This is a genomic window from Kitasatospora sp. LaBMicrA B282 (assembly GCF_050325825.1).
In the GTDB taxonomy this organism is placed as follows: domain Bacteria; phylum Actinomycetota; class Actinomycetes; order Streptomycetales; family Streptomycetaceae; genus Kitasatospora.
On the sequence record NZ_JBNQTI010000121.1, the window covers coordinates 1 to 15189 of the forward strand.

At 69.2% G+C, this 15189-nt stretch carries 11 protein-coding genes; 6 read left to right on the forward strand and 5 right to left on the reverse strand.

All coding sequences use genetic code 11. The annotated features are described in order from the left end of the window. The 6 genes from ACQRUO_RS27525 to ACQRUO_RS27550 form a co-directional block, all read left to right on the forward strand. On the forward strand, positions 1 to 2168 hold a 2168-nt coding region (locus ACQRUO_RS27525), incomplete at its 5' end, for a hypothetical protein (RefSeq protein ID WP_428318779.1). Between the two features lie 564 nt (positions 2169 to 2732). Next, positions 2733 to 3758, forward strand: a complete 1026-nt coding sequence (locus ACQRUO_RS27530; protein ID WP_428318780.1) for an ABC transporter permease — start codon at positions 2733 to 2735, stop codon at positions 3756 to 3758. Positions 3759 to 3912: 154 nt separating this feature from the next. Further along, on the forward strand, positions 3913 to 5658 hold the full coding sequence (locus ACQRUO_RS27535) for an ABC transporter substrate-binding protein (protein WP_428318781.1): 1746 nt from the start codon (positions 3913 to 3915) through the stop codon (positions 5656 to 5658). A gap of 161 nt (positions 5659 to 5819) precedes the next feature. After that, positions 5820 to 6800: an ABC transporter permease gene (locus tag ACQRUO_RS27540; protein ID WP_428318782.1), complete on the forward strand. Its 981-nt coding sequence runs from the start codon at positions 5820 to 5822 to the stop codon at positions 6798 to 6800. A gap of 55 nt (positions 6801 to 6855) precedes the next feature. Then, positions 6856 to 7926 (forward strand): ABC transporter ATP-binding protein, encoded by a 1071-nt coding sequence (locus ACQRUO_RS27545; RefSeq protein ID WP_428318783.1) that lies wholly within the window; start codon positions 6856 to 6858, stop codon positions 7924 to 7926. Positions 7927 to 7954: 28 nt separating this feature from the next. After that, on the forward strand, positions 7955 to 9061 hold the full coding sequence (locus tag ACQRUO_RS27550; protein WP_428318784.1) for an ABC transporter ATP-binding protein: 1107 nt from the start codon (positions 7955 to 7957) through the stop codon (positions 9059 to 9061). A 69-nt stretch (positions 9062 to 9130) separates the two neighbouring features. Here ACQRUO_RS27550 and ACQRUO_RS27555 read toward each other — a convergent pair whose 3' ends face one another. From ACQRUO_RS27555 to ACQRUO_RS27575, 5 genes are all read right to left on the reverse strand, one after another. Continuing rightward, the gene (locus ACQRUO_RS27555; RefSeq protein ID WP_428318785.1) at positions 9131 to 10279 is read right to left on the reverse strand and encodes an ABC transporter ATP-binding protein; all 1149 of its coding nucleotides are present in this window, start codon (positions 10277 to 10279) and stop codon (positions 9131 to 9133) included. Beyond that, a complete protein-coding gene (locus ACQRUO_RS27560; RefSeq protein ID WP_428318786.1) occupies positions 10272 to 11327 on the reverse strand; it encodes an ABC transporter ATP-binding protein in 1056 nt (351 codons plus the stop codon). Before ACQRUO_RS27560 ends, ACQRUO_RS27555 begins: the two co-directional genes overlap by 8 nt. 15 nt (positions 11328 to 11342) lie before the next feature. Continuing rightward, positions 11343 to 12371, reverse strand: coding sequence for an ABC transporter permease (locus ACQRUO_RS27565; protein ID WP_428318787.1), 1029 nt, complete (start codon positions 12369 to 12371; stop codon positions 11343 to 11345). Next, positions 12364 to 13287 carry an ABC transporter permease gene (locus ACQRUO_RS27570; protein WP_428318788.1) on the reverse strand — a complete coding sequence of 308 codons (924 nt, stop codon included), beginning with the start codon at positions 13285 to 13287 and terminating at the stop codon, positions 12364 to 12366. Before ACQRUO_RS27570 ends, ACQRUO_RS27565 begins: the two co-directional genes overlap by 8 nt. 100 nt (positions 13288 to 13387) lie before the next feature. Then, entirely contained in the window at positions 13388 to 15019 is a 1632-nt protein-coding gene (locus ACQRUO_RS27575; protein WP_428318789.1) for a peptide ABC transporter substrate-binding protein, read from the reverse strand. Positions 15020 to 15189: the final 170 nt, after the last annotated feature.

Below are 15189 nucleotides of genomic sequence, written 5' to 3' on the forward strand. Positions count from 1 at the left end.
CCGCCGGTGGCACGCCGACCGGTGCGGCCGCCGCGGCCGCCGCCCAGGGCCGCCCGATGCCCGCCCCGGGCACGCCGCAGCCCGCGCCCGGCGCACCGGTGTTCTCCGCCGAGAGCACCCTGCAGACCCCGCTGCCCCGGCCGGCCACCCCGCCCGCGGGCCCCTTCGCCGGCTACCCGGCCGATCCGTACGCCGCCGGCGGCGGCGACCCGTTCGGCACCCCGCCGGCCGCGCCGTTCCCACCGGCCACGCCGTTCCCGCCGGGTGGGCCGTTCCCGGCCGGTGGCGGCGAGCCGTTCGGCGGCAGCGGGCCGTACGCGAACGCCAACCCGTTCGCCGGCGACCCCTACCCCGGCGGCCCCGAGGGCCCGGCCGCGCCCTACCCGGCCGGCGGCGCCGAGCCGCCCGCGCCGGAGCAGCAGCCGACCACCGACCCGTTCGCCACCACCGCGCACCCGCGCCCCACCGGGACGCCCGGTGCGCCGGGCCGGTTCGCCAAGCCGCAGCCGCCGGTCAACCCGCCCGGCTCGTTCGGCCGCGGCCCGGGCGCCGGTGAGTCGGAGGACACCCAGATCGGCGGCTTCGACCCGATCACGGGTGAGCTGCCCGAGGAGGCCATACCCGGTCTGCCGGTGGCCGGCCTGTACGGCGCCGCGCCCACCGCCCCGCACCCGGGCGCCGGTCACCCCGGCGGTGCACCCGCGGCCCACCCGGCCGGCCCGCCGCCGGCTCCGGGCACCCTCGGTCCGGGCGCCGCCGCGCCGGCCGGTGACCCGTTCGGCAGCGCACCGCGCGGCGAGCGGCCGTTCGCCCCCGCCCAGCCCTTCGAAGCGGCCCGTCCGTTCGAGGCGGCCCAGCCCTTCGAGCCCGGCCAGCCCTTCGAGCCGGGCCGGCCCTTCCCCCCGGCCCAGCCGTTCGAGGCCGCCCAGCCCTTCGAGGCCGCGCCGTTCGAGCCGGGCCAGCCCTTCCCCGCGGGCCAGCCGTTCGAGGCGGGCCGGCCCTTCCCCGCCGGCCGGCCGTTCCCCGCGGAGCAGCAGCCGTTCGAGCCCGAGCGGGCGTTCGCCCCCGAGCAGCCGTTCGGCGGCCGGCCGCACACCGAGCCCGCGGAGCCGTCCGCCCAGCCGCCCGCCGACCCGTCCTCGCCCGAGCCGGCCCCGGCCGCCGCACCCGCGCCCAAGCCGGCCGCGACCGCCGCCAAGGGCAAGCCGAAGGGCCGTCCGAAGGCGCAGAAGCTGCTCGTCACCGGCATAGGCGGTGCGCTCTTCGTGGGCGCCGCCGCCTACGGCACCGGTCTGATGCTCAACCAGGCCGACGTCCCGCGCGGCATCAGCGTGCTCGGCACCTCGATCGGCGGCGACAGCCGCGACCAGGCGGTGCACCAGTTGGACGGCACCGTGGGCAAGATCGGCGCCCAGCCGATACAGCTGAAGATCGGCGACCAGAACCTGCAGCTGGACCCGGCCACCGCCGGTCTGAGCTTCGACACCACCGCGACCGTGGACGGGCTCACCAAGCACAGCTACGCCCCCCAGACGGTGATCGGCTCGCTGGCCGGCGGCACCCGCAAGGTGGCGCCACAGGTGAAGATCGACCGGGCCAAGCTCAAGTCCGCGCTGGACGGCCTGGCCGCGAGCACCGCGTCGGGGCTCAAGGAGGGCTACGTCCAGTTCAGCCCCGCCGGCGACCCGACCGTGGTGCCGGGGCAGGCCGGCCAGGCGGTGAACGGCGACGCGGCCGTGGACCAGGTGGCCCAGAGCTACCAGGACCGGGCCGACGGCAAGACCGACGGCCCGATCACCCTGGCGGTGACCGCGGCCCAGCCCAAGGTCTCCACCGCCACCCTGCAGCAGGCCGCGGACGGCCTCGGCAAGGCCATCGTCAGCAGCAACGTCACGGTGCTGGCGCCCACCGGCAGCCGCAAGTTCCTGTTCGGCAAGGAGGTCGCGGCCAAGGCCCTCACGCTGGTCCCGGACGCCAATGGGAACATCGTCCCGAAGTGGGATCTGGACCAGCTCTCGGCCGCCGTGGGAACCACCTTCGACAAGCTCAAGTTCCGCCAGAGCGACGGGACTTTGGCGCCGATCACGACCCAGGACGTGGCCGACGCGATCGCCCAGGTCTACGACAAGAACACCCCTGCGGAGCGCACTTACAAGTTCCATATGTGAGCATGTCAAAAAAATCCCGCACGGAGCCCCGGAACGTTCCCGTTCCGGGGCTCCGGCGCGTTTCCCGGCGAGATCTCGCCACTGGCGTGTAACCGACACGAGGGCTGGGCAGCAACTCTGCCGGCGGATTCCAGGGAGGGCGCATAAGGCAACTTAAAGGCTGACGAAAAGTCGCCAGAGGCGGCATCCCGCCAAATCCGTCCGATAATCGAACGCTGAAAACCGGCGAGTAATGCCCCCAAACCACCCCAAAACGGACAGGGTTATCTATGCGCGTCAACCTCCCAACGCCGGGGTTCAAGCGTTCAGATACCGGTGTTACTAAGCCCTCGTTACGAACTTATGAACGCTGTTTGTAGACGTATGTCCGTTTTGGGACGTCTCGCCGACGGCTGTCAAGTAGTTGAAAGCTACAACCTGGTTGACATTCCAGAACGAAGCCAAAACTGCCCGTCCAGCTGAAGAGAAACTCTTGACGTTCGATAAACGAGTTGCGAGAGTCCGTTCGACCAACTTCTTCCTCGTTGCTGCTGCACAGACCACACCGGCGGGAGCTTTCGCACCATGACGACGCCAACTGAGGACACGACACAGACCGACTCGGTCGCCGTCGCGTCCGCGACAGGAGAGAGCGGCGACAAGCCCGCGGTGCTCCTGGGGCGCACCCCGCGCCAGATTGCCTGGAGCCGCTTCAAGCGCAACCGCATCGGTGTGCTTTGCGCGTTTATCGTGATCTTCTACATCCTGATCGCGGTCCTCGCGCCGGTGATCAGCGCGCTGTACGGGCAGTCGCCGTACATCCCCTACGCCTTCCGTGACCCGTCCCTGGTCGACGACTACGGGATCCCGATCGGCGCCAACGGCGGCATGAGCGCCGCCCACTGGTTCGGCATCACGCCCAACTCCGGGTTCGACATCTTCATCAAGCTGATCTACGGGATCCGGACGTCGCTCGGCCTCGGCCTCTTGATCACGATCGTCTCCAGCGTCGTCGGCATCACCCTCGGTGTGGCCCAGGGCTACCTCGGCGGTCGCTTCGACTACCTGGTGGGTCGCTTCACCGACCTGCTGCTCGGCCTGCCGACCCAGCTGTTCTTCATCGCCTTCACCCCCATCGTGCTGAACGCGTTCGTGAAGCCGGGCGAGGCCACTCCGGTCTCCACCCGCGTCTTCGCGGTGGTCATCGTCCAGTCCTTCCTCGGCTGGATGGCCACCTCGCGCCTGATGCGCGGCATGGCGCTGAGCCTTCGTGAGCGCGAGTACGTCGAGGCGGCGAAGATCGCCGGTGCCTCGTCCTGGCGCATCATCATGAAGGAACTGATGCCGAACCTGGCGACCACCATGCTGGTCCAGGTCACTCTGATGCTCCCCGCGATGGTCACCGCCGAGGCCGGCCTCTCCTTCCTCGGTGTCGGCATGACCGAGCCCACCCCCGACTGGGGCCTGATGTTCCAGGACGCGGTGTCGAACTACCAGAACGACCTGACCTACCTGCTCTTCCCCGGCCTCTCGCTGACGATCTTCGCGGTCGCGTTCAGCCTGTTCGGGGACGCGGTTCGGGACGCCCTCGACCCGAAGACGATCCGCTGAGCCGATCCACCCCCGCAGTCGCACCACCCCCCTGCAGGACCCTGTAACCCAGTCCGGCCACCCCGGGGCAGAGCCGCCCCGCCGGTCCGCGCTGGCCAGACCCGACATGACCAGTGACAGGTAGGAACCAATGAGACTTCGCAAGGCAGCACTCATGCCGGCGCTCGTGGCGGTCAGCGCCCTCACGCTGACGGCCTGTGGTGGGGGCGGTGGGAAGAGCGGCGCCGCCGCGGTCCCGAGCGCGTCGGCCAGTGTGCAGAACTTCGCCATCGGCGCGGCTGCGCTGTCGAACGGTCCGGCCGCCCCGGTTCCGGGCGCCACCCCCGGCGGCACCGCGTACGAGCTGGAGAACGCGGGCATCGACTACCTGGACCCGAGCCAGCAGTACGTCAACAACCAGCAGATCATCGGCAACCTGTACAGCCGCCAGCTGACCGGTTACCGCACCGACCCGGCCACCGGCAAGGTCGTGCTGGTCGGCGACATGGCCACCGACACCGGTCACACCACGGACGGCGGCAAGACCTGGACCTTCACCCTGAAGAAGGGCCTGAAGTTCCAGGACGGCACCCCGATCACCTCGCACGACGTCAAGTACGCGATCGAGCGCCTGTACCAGGACTACCAGACCCAGGGTCCGCTCTACATCCAGCAGTGGCTCTCCGGTGCCAACTACCGCGACACCTACAAGGGCCCGCAGTCCGGTGACCTGCCGGACAGCGTGCTGGGCACCCCGGACGACCAGACCATCGTCTTCCACTTCCAGTCGCCGCACACCGATGCGCCGTACGCGATGAACATGCCGAACGTCACGGCCATCGAGAAGTCGAAGGACACCGGCCAGGCGTACAACAACGGCCCGCAGTCCATCGGCCCGTACATGATCCAGTCGTACACGCCGGACAAGCAGCTCGTCCTGGTCAAGAACCCCAACTGGGACCCCAGCACCGACCCGATCCGCCACCAGTACGTGGACAAGTGGGAGCTGGACCTGGGCATCGCCACCCCGCTGATGACCCAGCGCCTGATGGCCGGTTCGGGCACCGACAACGACGCCCTGACCGTCGCCACCAGCGCGGACCCGGCGCAGATCAAGACCATCGCCACGGACCCGCAGTACAAGAACCGGACCGAGAACGAGTTCCTGCCGTTCGTCGACGTCTACAACATCAACATGAGCCGGGTCACCAACCCGGCCGTGCGCAAGGCGCTGGCGACCGCCCTGCCGGTGGCGAACATCATCAAGGAGAACGGTGGCAGCGCGACCGGCGAGGTCGCGAGCAACCTGATGAGCCCGACCGTCTCCGGTTGGCAGAACACCGACCCGCTGGGCATCAAGGCCAACCCGAACGGTGACCCGGACAAGGCCAAGCAGATCCTGCAGGCCGCCGGTCAGATGGGTTACAAGATCGAGTACGCGTACTCGAACACCGACATCCAGCAGAAGGTCTCGGTCGCCGTCCAGGACGCCCTGACCCGCGCCGGCTTCACCGTGGAGCGCCAGCAGCTGGACCCGACCAGCTACTACACCCAGATCGGCAAGGTCAACAACCAGTACGACCTGTACCGCTCCGGCTGGGGTGCCGACTGGCCGGTCGGCTCCGCGGTCATCCCGCCGACCCTGGACGGTCGCCAGATCGCCGACGGTGCGAACAACTACTCGCACTACAACAACACGGCGATGAACAGCGAGATGGACCGCATCAGCGCCATCGGCGACCTGGGCCAGCAGAGCGCGCAGTGGATGACGCTGGCTGACAAGATCCTCAGCACCGACATCCCGGAGATCCCGGTTGAGTACGACAAGTACTTCAACATCTACGGTGCCGGCCTCGGCGGCGTGGACTACAACCAGGTCCTCGGTGCGATCAGCCTGAACGACATCTTCGTCAAGAAGTAAACACCGGATCCGGAGCCGGCCTCCGGGCCTGGCTCCACCCGGGCAGGACCACCTCACGGTGGTCCTGCCCGGGCCACGTGCCGATCACCCGCGATCCGGGTTGTCGCACTCTCCACGACGTGGCCGCCTAGGGCGCCCTCTCCTCGGAAGAGCTTCATTCCATGCTCCGATTTCTCATCCGCCGGGCGCTCGGCGCGCTGGTCATCATCGTCCTGCTGATCGCGCTCACCTACTTCGCGTTCTTCGAGCTGCCGGTCGACCCCGCCCAGCTCTCCTGCCCGAAGGGCTGCACCCCCGAGGTGCTCGCCCAGATCCGGGCGAACATGCACCTCAACCAGCCGATCTACGAACAGTTCTGGCACTACTTCAGCGGCCTCTTCGTCGGCCAGGACTTCGGCACCGCCGGCCACTGCGCCGCCCCGTGCTTCGGTTACTCGTACAACACCCAGCAGTTCGTCTGGGACCGCCTGGTCTCCAACTACCCGGCCACCTTCGTGCTCGCCATCGGTGGCGCGGTCTGCTTCCTGAGCATCGGTGTCGGCCTGGGCATGCTCTCCGCCTGGAAGCAGGGCAAGACCATCGACAAGGTCGCCAGCGGTGTCTCGCTGCTCGGCCAGTCGACCCAGATCTACTTCCTCGGCCCGCTGGCCATGGCGCTCTTCGTGGTGAACCTGCACTGGCTGCCGCAGCCGGGCTACTTCCCGATCACCACCGACCCGTGGGGCTGCTTCACCGGGATGATCCTCCCGTGGACGGTCATGTCGGTCATCTTCTGGTCGAACTACAGCCGTCAGGTCCGCTCCCTGATGCTGGAGCAGCTCGCCGAGGACCACATCCGCGCCGCCCGTGCCAAGGGCATGTCGAGCGGCTACGTCTGGTGGCGCTACGCGCTGCGCGGCGCCATGGGCCCGATCATCACCATCTTCGGCATCGACCTCGGCCAGGTCTTCTCCGGCGCGATCATCACCGAGTACACCTTCGGCGTCCAGGGCCTGGGCTACCTCGCCGTCAAGGCGGTCCACCAGGCCGACCTGTACCTGGAGCTCGGCGTACTGATCTTCAGCTCGGTCGCCATCCTGCTGTTCAACATCCTCGTCGACGCCGCTTACGGTCTCCTCGACCCCCGGGTCCGGATCGGATGATCTCCGCCCCGCCCGCGACCTTCCCGCACCACCCCGCACCCGAGGAGATCCGACCGTGAGCACCCTCACCAAGTCCGAGTCCACTCCCGCGCCGCAGGCCGGCGCCCCCTTCCTCTCGGTCCGTGACCTGCAGGTCCGCTTCCGCACCGAGGACGGCATCGTCAAGGCCGTCAACAACCTCACCTTCGACCTGGAGAAGGGCAAGACCCTCGGCATCGTGGGTGAGTCGGGCTCCGGCAAGTCGGTGTCCAACCTGGCCGTGATGGGCCTGCACAACCCGAAGAACACCACCATCGAGGGCTCGGTCGTCCTCGACGGCCAGGACCTCCTCGCCGCCTCGCAGCGCGACCTGGAGAAGCTCCGCGGCAACAAGATGGCGATGATCTTCCAGGACGCGCTGGCCGCGCTCTCGCCGTACTACACGATCGGCCGGCAGATCGCCGAGCCGTTCATGAAGCACACCGGCGCGAGCAAGAAGGAGGGTCGCGAGCGCGCGATCGAGATGCTCCGCCGGGTCGGCATCCCGCAGCCGCAGACCCGCGTCGACGACTACCCGCACCAGTTCTCCGGCGGTATGCGCCAGCGCGCCATGATCGCCATGGCCCTGGTCTGCGACCCCGAGCTGCTGATCGCCGACGAGCCGACCACCGCGCTCGACGTGACCGTGCAGGCCCAGATCGTCGACCTGCTCAAGGACCTCCAGCAGGAGACCGGCACCTCGATCATCTTCATCACCCACGACCTCGGCGTGATCCGCGAGATCGCCGACGACGTGCTGGTGATGTACGCGGGTCGGGCCGTCGAGCGCGGCACCATGCGCGAGGTGCTCAAGCAGTCGCAGCACCCCTACGGCTGGGGCCTGCTGAGCTCCATCCCGCGCATCAACGCCTCGGTGGACGTGCCGCTGGAGCCGATCCCGGGCACCCCGCCGTCCCTGCTGAACCCGCCGACCGGCTGCGCGTTCCACCCCCGCTGCGCGTACCGTGACCAGGTGGTCGGCGACAAGTGCGTGACCGAGCGCCCCCCGCTGGAGCTCGCGAACGGCCACCTGTCGGCCTGCCACCTCACCCCCGCGCAGAAGCAGTCCATCCTCACCGAGCAGATCCTGCCCCGGCTGAGCAGCTGAGCCTCGGTAAAGGAGCCAAGGAAATCCCATGAGCGCAGAGCAGACCCTGACCGAGCACACCTCGGCGGTCCCGGCCCCCGGCGACATCCTGCTGGAGGTCGACGGCCTCACCAAGCACTTCCCGGTGATGGGCGGGTTCCCGTTCAAGCGCCAGGTCGGTGCGGTCCAGGCGGTCGACGGCGTCTCCTTCAACGTCCGCGAGGGCGAGAGCCTGGGCCTGGTGGGCGAGTCCGGCTGTGGCAAGTCGACCACCGGCCGGCTGCTCACCCGCCTGCTGGAGCCGACCGGCGGCTCGGTGAAGTACAAGGGCCAGGACATCACGCACGCCTCCCGCAAGGAGCTGGCGCCGATCCGGTCCGAGATCCAGATGATCTTCCAGGACCCGTACTCGTCGCTGAACCCGCGGCACACGGTCGGCACGATCATCTCCGGGCCGATGGAGATCAACAACATCAACCCGCCCGGTGGGCGCGAGGCCCGGGTCAAGGAACTGCTGGAGATCGTCGGTCTCAACCCGGAGCACTTCAACCGCTTCCCGCACGAGTTCTCCGGCGGTCAGCGGCAGCGCATCGGCGTGGCCCGCGCGCTCGCGCTCAACCCCAAGCTGATCATCGCCGACGAGCCGGTCTCCGCGCTCGACGTGTCGATCCAGGCGCAGGTGGTCAACCTGCTCCAGGGCCTGCAGCGGGAGCTGGGCATCGCCTTCGTCTTCATCGCGCACGACCTGTCGATCGTGCGGCACTTCTCGCAGCGCGTCGCGGTGATGTACCTGGGCAAGGTGGTCGAGATCGCCGACCGCGACTCGCTCTACACCAAGCCGCGCCACCCCTACACCCACGCGCTGCTCTCGGCCGCGCCGGACGCCGACCCGGACAGCGCCACCACCGAGCGGATCCGCCTCACCGGTGACGTCCCCTCGCCGCTCAACCCGCCGTCCGGCTGCCGCTTCCGCACCCGCTGCTGGAAGGCGCAGGAGAAGTGCGCCACGGAGGAGCCCCCGCTGATCCAGCTGGGCGGCAACGCCGAGGGTCACCTGACCGCGTGCCACTTCCCGGAGGACGCCCCCGAGGCCCGCGCGCCGAAGCCGGCCGCGAAGGCCGACACCGTCCCGGCGCCCAAGGGTGCCAAGGACTGACCCCGGTCGCCCGGAAACGCCGTAGGGCCCGCTCCTCGTGGAGCGGGCCCTACGGCGTTTGCGGCGCGGTCACGCGGGCGCGTCGGGGCTGCCGCCGTTGCCGTTGCCGTTCTCCCGGGCCGCCACGCCCTCCCCGCCGTCCCCGCTCTCCCGCTCCGCGGCGAAGTGGCAGGCCGACTCGTGCGCCGCCGGCCCGCTGAGCCAGCTCGGGGCCGCGAGCAGCGGGACCTCGACCGCGCACCGCTCCTGGGCCTTCCAGCACCGGGTGCGGAAGCGGCAGCCGGAGGGCGGGTCCGCGGGGGACGGCACGTCGCCGGTGAGCACGATCCGGTCCCGGTTGCTGCGCGCCGCCGGGTCGGGGACCGGCACGGCGGAGAGCAGCGCCTGGGTGTACGGGTGGGTGGCGTGGTCGTAGATCTGCAGGTCGCTGCCGAGCTCCACCATCTTCCCCAGGTACATCACGCCGACCCGGTCGGAGATGTGCCGGACGATCGAGAGGTCGTGCGCGATGAAGATGTACGAGAGCTCGAACTCCTGCTGGAGCTTCTCCAGCAGGTTGATCACCTGTGCCTGGACCGAGACGTCGAGGGCCGAGACCGGCTCGTCGCAGATGATCACCTCGGGCTTGAGCGCCAGGCCGCGGGCGATGCCGATGCGCTGGCGCTGGCCGCCGGAGAACTGGTGCGGGTAGCGGTTGAGGTACTCGGGGTTGAGGCCGACCACGTCCAGCAGGTCCTGGACCGCCTTGCGGCGCTCGCCCTTGGGCGCCACCTCGGGGTGGATCTCGTACGGCTCCCCGATGATGTCACCGACCGTCATCCGGGGGTTGAGCGAGGTGTAGGGGTCCTGGAAGACCATCTGGATGTTGCGCCGCACCGCCTTGAGCGCGGCCCCGGAGAGCCGGGAGATCTCCTCGCCCTTGTAGCGCACCGATCCCGAGGTGGCCGGCTCCAGGTTCATCAGCACCTTGGCCAGCGTCGACTTGCCGCAGCCGGACTCGCCGACCACGCCCAGGGTCTCGCCCTTGTGCAGGTCGAAGGAGACCCCGTCGACCGCCTTGACCGCGCCGATCTGCTTCTTCACCACCACGCCGCGGGTCAGCGGGAAGTGCTTGACCAGGTCGCGGATCTGCAGGATCGGTTCCCCGTCGGAGAGGTCCTTGCCGAAGGAGGCCCCCTGCGGCCCGGGCGCGCCGAGCGCGGTGGCACCCTCAGTCATCGAGCGTCTCCTTCCAGAAGTGGCAGGCGCTGGCCCGCCCCGGCACCGGCGTCCCGGCCTCGTCCGTCACCTCGAAGAGCGCCGGCACGGTGGTCCGGCAGATCTCCTGGGCCCGCGGGCAGCGCGGGTTGAAGGCGCAGCCCGGCGGGATCCGCAGCAGGTTGGGCGGCAGGCCCTTGATCGCGTAGAGCTCCTGCCCCTTCTGGTCCAGCCGGGGGATGGAGTCCAGCAGCCCGCGGGTGTAGGGGTGGGCCGGCTTGGCGTACAGCTCGTGCACCGGCGCGGTCTCCACGATCCGCCCGGCGTACATCACCGCGATCTTGTCGGCGACGTCGGCGACCACCCCGAGGTCGTGGGTGATCAGGATCAGGCCCATCCGGTACTCGTCCTGGAGCTCGGCCAGCAGGTCCATCACCTGGGCCTGCACCGTGACGTCGAGGGCGGTGGTCGGCTCGTCGGCGATGATCAGGTCCGGCTGCAGGGCGAGCGCCATGGCGATCATGATGCGCTGGCGCATGCCGCCGGAGAACTGGTGCGGGTAGTCGTTGACCCGGGCCGCGGCGGCCGGGATCCGGACCCGGTCCATCAGCTCGATCGCCTTGGCCTTCGCCTCCTGCCGCGAGGTGCCCCGGTGCACCCGGTACATCTCGCCCAGCTGGGCGCCGACGCTGTGCACCGGGTTGAGCGCGGAGAGCGCGTCCTGGAAGATCATCGCGACCTGCGAGCCGCGGACCTTGCGCCGCTCCTCCTTGCCCATGGTCAGCAGGTCGCGCCCCTTGAAGAGGATCTGGCCGCCGGTCACGAAGCCCGGCGGGCTGTCCAGGATGCCCATCACCGCCTGCGCCGAGACCGACTTGCCGGAGCCCGACTCGCCCAGGATGGCCAGGGTCTCACCGGCCCGGACCGAGTAGTTGACCCCGTTGACCGCCTTGGCCACCCCGTCCCGGGTGCGGAACTCCACCTGCAGGTCGCGGACCTCGAGCAGGGGCGCGGTGTCGGAGTCCGCGGTGGCGGCGCGCGGCTGCGAGCTGGTGCTGCTGCTACTCATCGCTGGTGGCCTCTCTCAGCGCAGCTTGGGGTCGAGGGCGTCGCGCACCGCGTCGCCGAGCATGATGAAGGCGAGCACCGTGATGCTCAGCGCGCCGGCCGGGAAGAGCAGCATGTGCGGCGCCACGCTGAAGCTGTCGGAGGCCGCGGAGATGTCGATGCCCCAGGAGACGGTGGGCGGCTTGAGACCGACGCCGAGGTAGCTCAGGGTGGCTTCCAGGGCGATGTAGGTGCCGAGCGCGATGGTGGCGACCACGATGATGGGCGCGACCGCGTTGGGCAGGATGTGCCGGAGCATCAGCCGCTGGCTGCTCGCGCCGAGCGCCCGGGCCGCGGTCACGTAGTCCTGCTGTTTCGCGGTGATCACCGCGCCGCGGGCGATCCGGGCCAGCTGCGGCCAGCCCAGCACCACGATGAAGGCCACCACGATCCAGATCGACTTGGTCTTGATCACCGAGAGGAAGACCAGGCCGCCGAGCAGGATCGGGATGCCGAAGAAGATGTCGGCGACCCGGGAGATGAGCGAGTCGGTCCAGCTGCCGAAGAAGCCGGCCAGCCCGCCCAGCACGGTGCCGACGATGGCCGCGCCCGCGGTGGCGCAGACGCCGACCGTGATCGAGGCGCGGGCGCCGTAGACGGTGCGGGCGTAGACGTCGCAGCCCTGGGTGTCGAACCCGAACGGGTGCCCGGAGGTGGGGCCCTGCTGGGACTTGGCCAGGTCGCAGGTCAGCGGGTTGGTCGAGGTCATCATCGACGGGAAGATCGCCACCAGGACCAGGAAGACGATCAGCAGCCCGGAGATGATGAAGATCGGGTTGGTCCGCAGGTCCCGCCAGGCGTCCTGCCAGAGGCTGCGCGGCGCCACCCGGTCGTCGGCCGCCGAGGTCTCCGGGTGGTCGGCGAGCCGCTCGGCCTTGATCAGGGTCTCGCCCTCCATGGTGCCGAGGTCGAACTGGCGGTTCTCGACCGCACTCGGCATCTCCTCCTCGCCGGTGCCGGCCCCGGCCAGCGGATCCGACTCGTTGTACTGTTCCTGGTCAGGCATACCGGATCCTCGGGTCCAGGACCGCGTAGAGCAGGTCGACGAGCAGGTTGGCGAGCAGGAAGACGATCACCAGGATGGTCACGAAGCCGACCACGGTGTTGCTGCTCTGCCGCACGATCCCCTGGTAGAGGGTGTAACCGACGCCGTGGATGTTGAAGATCCGCTCGGTCACCAGCGCGCCGCCCATCAGCGCGCCGAGGTCGGTGCCGAGGAAGGTGACCACCGGGATCAGCGAGTTGCGCAGCAGGTGGTTGATCACCACCCGGCGGCGGGGCAGCCCCTTGGCCACCGCGGTGCGCACGAAGTCGGCCCGGGAGTTCTCCGCGACCGTGGTCCGGGTCAGCCGGGCGACGTAGGCCAGTGACACCGAGGCCAGCACGATGCCGGGCAGGATCAGCGACTTGAAGGTGACGTCGAAGCCGACCGTGGCCGGCAGCACCCCCCACTTCACCCCGACCAGGTACTGCAGCACGTAACCGGTGACAAAGGTCGGGATGGAGATCACCACCAGGGTGAGGATCAGTACCGAGTTGTCCGCGATCCGGCCGCGGCGCAGGCCGCTGAGCAGGCCGAGGCCGATGCCGAAGACCACCTCGATGGTGAAGGCGACCGCGGTCAGCTTGAGCGTGGTCGGGTAGGCGGCGGCCAGCTGCGAGGTGACCGTCTGGCCGCTGAAGGTGGTGCCGAAGTCCCACTTGAACAGCCGGCCCATGTAGAGCAGGTACTGCTGCCAGAGCGGGTCGTTCAGGTTGTACTGGGCCCGGATCTGGGCGGCGACCGCCGGGTCCGGCGCCCGGTCGCCGAAGAGCGCGTTCACCGGGTCACCGAGCGCGTGCACCATGACGAAGATCAGGAAGGTGGTCCCGATGAAGACCGGGATCATCTGGAGCAGGCGCCTCAGGACGTAGCGTCCCATGCGAACCTCCCACAGGGCGATGAGCGGTGGGGCGGACGGGCGGTGGGGCCCGGACGAGCGACGGCGGCCGGCTCCGCCCGGAGCCGGCCGCCGTCGCCGACTAGCTGGTGGTGATCGCGGTGTAGACCACGTTGCTGAACGGGTCGAGCGTCACGTTGTTCACGTGGCTGGACCAGGCGACCGTGCCGTTCTGGTACCAGAGCGGGATCGCCGGCACGTCGGTGACCAGCATCTTCTCCGCGGTCTGGAAGTCGCTGACGGAGGTGGCCGGGTCGGGCTCGGCGTTGGCCTTGTTGACCTCGGCGTCGAAGGCCGGGTTGTTGTAGTGCGAGTCGTTGGAGGACCCGCCGTTGGTGTAGACCGGCTGCATGAAGTCCTGGATCAGCGGGTAGTCCATCTGCCAGCCGGTGCGGAAGGCGCTGGTCATCTTCTGGCCGGTGACCTGGTTGCGGAAGTCCGCGAAGGTGCCGATCGGGTTGCCCACGCAGGCGCTGGTGTTGCCCAGCACCTGGTTGATGCTGTTGCAGGTGGCGTCGACCCAGTCCTTGTGGCCGCCGTCGGCGTTGTAGCTGATGGTCAGCTGGCCGCCGGGGATGCCGCCGCCCTGGTCGATCAGCTGCTTGGCCTTGGTCGGGTTGTAGGTGCACACGTCACCGCAGAGACCGTCCTTGAAGCCGCCGCTGGCGCCGAGCACCGGGGAGGTCCAGTCGGTGGCCGGGGTCCGGGTGTTGGAGAAGATGGTCTTGGTGATGGTGGCCCGGTCGATCGCCATCGAGATGCCCTGGCGGACCAGCTTGGCGTTCTCGGTGTTCCAGTTGGCCTGGTAGAGCGGGAACGAGATGGTCTGGATGATGCCGGCCGGGGTGTTCAGGAAGCGCCCGCCGCTCGGCCCGGTCGCCAGCGTCTTCAGCGCCGTGGTGGAGAGCGTGTTGTCCACGTCCAGCGCGCCGGACTGCAGGTCCGAGTAGGCCGCGTTGGGGTCGGTGTAGACGGTCAGCGTGACGCCGCCGTTCTTGGGCTTGTTGGTGCCGCTGTAGTCCGGGTTCGGCACCAGCTGCATCTGCTGGCTGCGGGTGTACGACTGGATCATGTACGGCCCGTTGCCGATCGGCTTGTTCAGGAAGGCCGCGTGGTTGCTGAAGAAGCTCGCCGGCAGCGGGTAGTAGGCGTTGTAGCCCAGGGTCTGCGGCCAGGTGGAGAACTTCTGGGTCAGCGCCACCGTGAAGGTGTTGTCGTCGACCACCTTGAGGCCGGACATGGTCTGCGCGGTCGGCGAGCCGCTGGCCGGCGCCACGTCGTTGTAGCCCTGGATGTAGGCGAAGAAGCTGGCGTCGATCTGCTTGTTGGTGGAGAGCGCGCCGTAGTTCCAGGCGTCCACGTACGACTTGGCGGTGACCGTGGTGCCGTCGCTGAACTTCCAGCCCGGCTTCAGCTTCACCGTCCAGTTCTGCTGGTCGGACGAGGTGATCGAGTCGGCGTTGGCGTTGCTGGCGGCGCTGGTCTTGGGGTCGTACTGGACCAGCCCGGCGAAGATGTTGTTCATCACCGCGGCGCCGTTGACCTCGTTGGTGTTGGCCGGCTCCAACGGGTTCTGCGGGTCGGCCCACCAGGCCCGGACGACCCCTCCGCCCGATGACGAACTGCTGCTCTTACTGCTGCTGCAGCCGGTGGCCGCCAGGGCCACCGTCGTGACAGCGATCACCGCCCAACGGATCCGCTTGGCCGCGCGCATGGATGTCCTTCCTACTGGCGTGTGTGGTGCATCACACCCCATTCGAAGGGTCCGGCCGCGACGGCGCACCCGCAGCAGGGCCACTCGGGCGCCCGGAGCCGCCGAACGGGTGACTGAAAAGCCGTCAGCCGGCTCCCCACGAGGGGGAACCGGCTGACGGCTCGTCGGCT

Bases quoted from the DNA above. Each gene is read 5' to 3' on its own strand.
- ACQRUO_RS27530 (WP_428318780.1), top strand. From the start codon at position 2,733: ATGACGACGCCAACTGAGGACACGACACAGACCGACTCGGTCGCCGTC.
- ACQRUO_RS27535 (WP_428318781.1), top strand. From the start codon at position 3,913: ATGCCGGCGCTCGTGGCGGTCAGCGCCCTCACGCTGACGGCCTGTGGT.
- ACQRUO_RS27540 (WP_428318782.1), top strand. From the start codon at position 5,820: ATGCTCCGATTTCTCATCCGCCGGGCGCTCGGCGCGCTGGTCATCATC.
- ACQRUO_RS27550 (WP_428318784.1), top strand. From the start codon at position 7,955: ATGAGCGCAGAGCAGACCCTGACCGAGCACACCTCGGCGGTCCCGGCC.
- ACQRUO_RS27555 (WP_428318785.1), bottom strand. From the start codon at position 10,279: ATGACTGAGGGTGCCACCGCGCTCGGCGCGCCCGGGCCGCAGGGGGCC.
- ACQRUO_RS27560 (WP_428318786.1), bottom strand. From the start codon at position 11,327: ATGAGTAGCAGCAGCACCAGCTCGCAGCCGCGCGCCGCCACCGCGGAC.
- ACQRUO_RS27565 (WP_428318787.1), bottom strand. From the start codon at position 12,371: ATGCCTGACCAGGAACAGTACAACGAGTCGGATCCGCTGGCCGGGGCC.
- ACQRUO_RS27570 (WP_428318788.1), bottom strand. From the start codon at position 13,287: ATGGGACGCTACGTCCTGAGGCGCCTGCTCCAGATGATCCCGGTCTTC.
- ACQRUO_RS27575 (WP_428318789.1), bottom strand. From the start codon at position 15,019: ATGCGCGCGGCCAAGCGGATCCGTTGGGCGGTGATCGCTGTCACGACG.